Origin of the sequence: Nonomuraea sp. B19D2 (assembly GCF_040137845.1) — a bacterium.
In the GTDB taxonomy this organism is placed as follows: domain Bacteria; phylum Actinomycetota; class Actinomycetes; order Streptosporangiales; family Streptosporangiaceae; genus Nonomuraea.
The window spans coordinates 1-1,816 of record NZ_JBEFAK010000133.1; the positions used below are offsets into that span (position 1 = coordinate 1).

At 64.4% G+C, this 1,816-nt stretch carries 2 protein-coding genes; both read left to right on the top strand.

From position 1 onward, the window contains the following. Window positions 1-160: 160 nt before the first annotated feature. Window positions 161-358, top strand: coding sequence for a hypothetical protein (locus ABN273_RS59095; RefSeq protein ID WP_349458574.1), 198 nt, complete (start codon window positions 161-163; stop codon window positions 356-358). An 80-nt stretch (window positions 359-438) separates the two neighbouring features. After that, window positions 439-1,689 (top strand): FxsB family cyclophane-forming radical SAM/SPASM peptide maturase, encoded by a 1,251-nt coding sequence (locus ABN273_RS59100; RefSeq protein ID WP_349458576.1) that lies wholly within the window; start codon window positions 439-441, stop codon window positions 1,687-1,689. The last annotated feature ends 127 nt before the right edge of the window (window positions 1,690-1,816 follow it).

The following is a 1,816-nucleotide window of genomic DNA, read 5'->3' on the forward strand; positions in this document are numbered from 1 at the left end:
TCGCGGGACAGCTCCTCCAGGCCGGACACCTGAAGATCACATCATCCGAGCCCGATTTGATCAAAGTGACGGACGGTCACGCAACCGCTCGAACTGCTACATCCTGTGCACGACGTGAATGCTTACGGAACGTGAAGAAAATCTCGTACGGAAGGTGGCCTTGACGGCTGCCGCGTTCGCTGCCGCGTCGGCGGTGGGGGTCGGAGCAGCCGGTGCCGCTTCGGCTGCCGAGTCCTCTCAGGCGAATCTCTCCGAGGTCGCGGCGACCACCGACCAGAACAGCGCGCTCGGTGCGGTGCTGAACCGGGTGACCGCCGACGACGACGTCTTCCGTCCTGCCGGCATCTTCAACAGGTGACGGAGCGGGTTCGTTCCCATGGCTGATCGGGCCGTGTAGCGGACTGCTGGGGCGCAAAGGGCAGAGAGGCGAAGGACATCGTGATCGAGCTACCGATCGTGCAGGTGACAGAGCGAGCTGCCGAATGGCCGACTCAGGACGTGACCGATCGGGCGCTCGAGGATCCGTACTGGCGCCCTCTGCCCTTTGTGGAATTCGCGCTCAAATTCCACGGCCGGTGCAACCTGGCCTGTGACTACTGCTACATGTACGAAATGGCCGACCAGAGCTGGCAGAACAAACCGGTGGCCATGTCACGCGAGACGATCGACCAGGTCGCCTTCCGGCTCGGAGAGCACCTGCGGGCGCACGCCGACGAAATTCAGGGAGCGTCGGTGCGGATGCACGGCGGCGAAGCGCTGCTCGCCGGCGCGGATCAATTCGCGTACGCGGCGCGCGCGTTCCGGAGCGCCGCGCCGTCCGAGGTCCCGCTGCGGCTCGTCACCACCACGAACGGCGTGCTCCTTTCTGACGAGAAACTATTGAAGGTCCTGCGCGAACACCGCATCGGTGTCACGGTCAGCCTCGACGGCGACAGGGAAGGCCAGAACCGTCACCGCAAGTACGCCAACGGCCGCGGCAGCTATGACCTGGTGATGCGCGGCATCGAGGTGCTGAACCGCCCCGCTTACCGTGACCTCTTCGATCTTGTGCTGTGCACCGTCGACCTGGAGAACGATCCCCTGACCACCTACGAGGCGCTGCTCGCCACCGGGGCGCCGGCCGTGGACTTTCTGCTGCCGCTCGGCAATTGGTCGTCTCCTCCACCGGGATGGACCTCCGGGGACGGGGGCACCGCGTATGCGGACTGGCTGATACCGATCTTCGAGCGCTGGTATTCCACGGTGCCGCTTCCGGCCGGTGTCAGGCTCTTCGAGAACATCATGACCGAGTGCCTCGGCGGTCATGCCTACAACGAGGGGCTGGGGCTCAACCCGTTCCAGCTCATGGTCATCGAAAGCGACGGAACCATCGAACTCGGCGACGCTTTGAAGTCCACCTACGAGGGCGCCCCGTACACCGGCTTGAACGTTTTTCGCAACACGTTCGACGACGCGCGACTCCTTCCGGGCGTCGTCGCCAGGCAACGAGGGGTGGCCGGCCTGTCGCCGATCTGCGTTTCCTGCTCGATCCGGGATATCTGCGGGGCCGGCGAGTACAGCACTCGATACCGCGCCGGCTCAGGATTTCTCAATCCTTCCGTCTACTGTGCCGATCTGGCCAAACTGATCTGCCACATCCGCGACCGGGTGCTCACCGACGTGGAACGGTTGAGGGCCGAGCGAGGGTGATTGAGCTGCCCCGGGTTGGTTGGAGGCTCCCAAGACTGGAAGGCTGGGAGTCGTGCCCGCACCGAGGAAGTACCCCCAAGAGCTGCGTGAACGCGCCATCAAGATGGTGTTCGACCTGCGTGAGGAG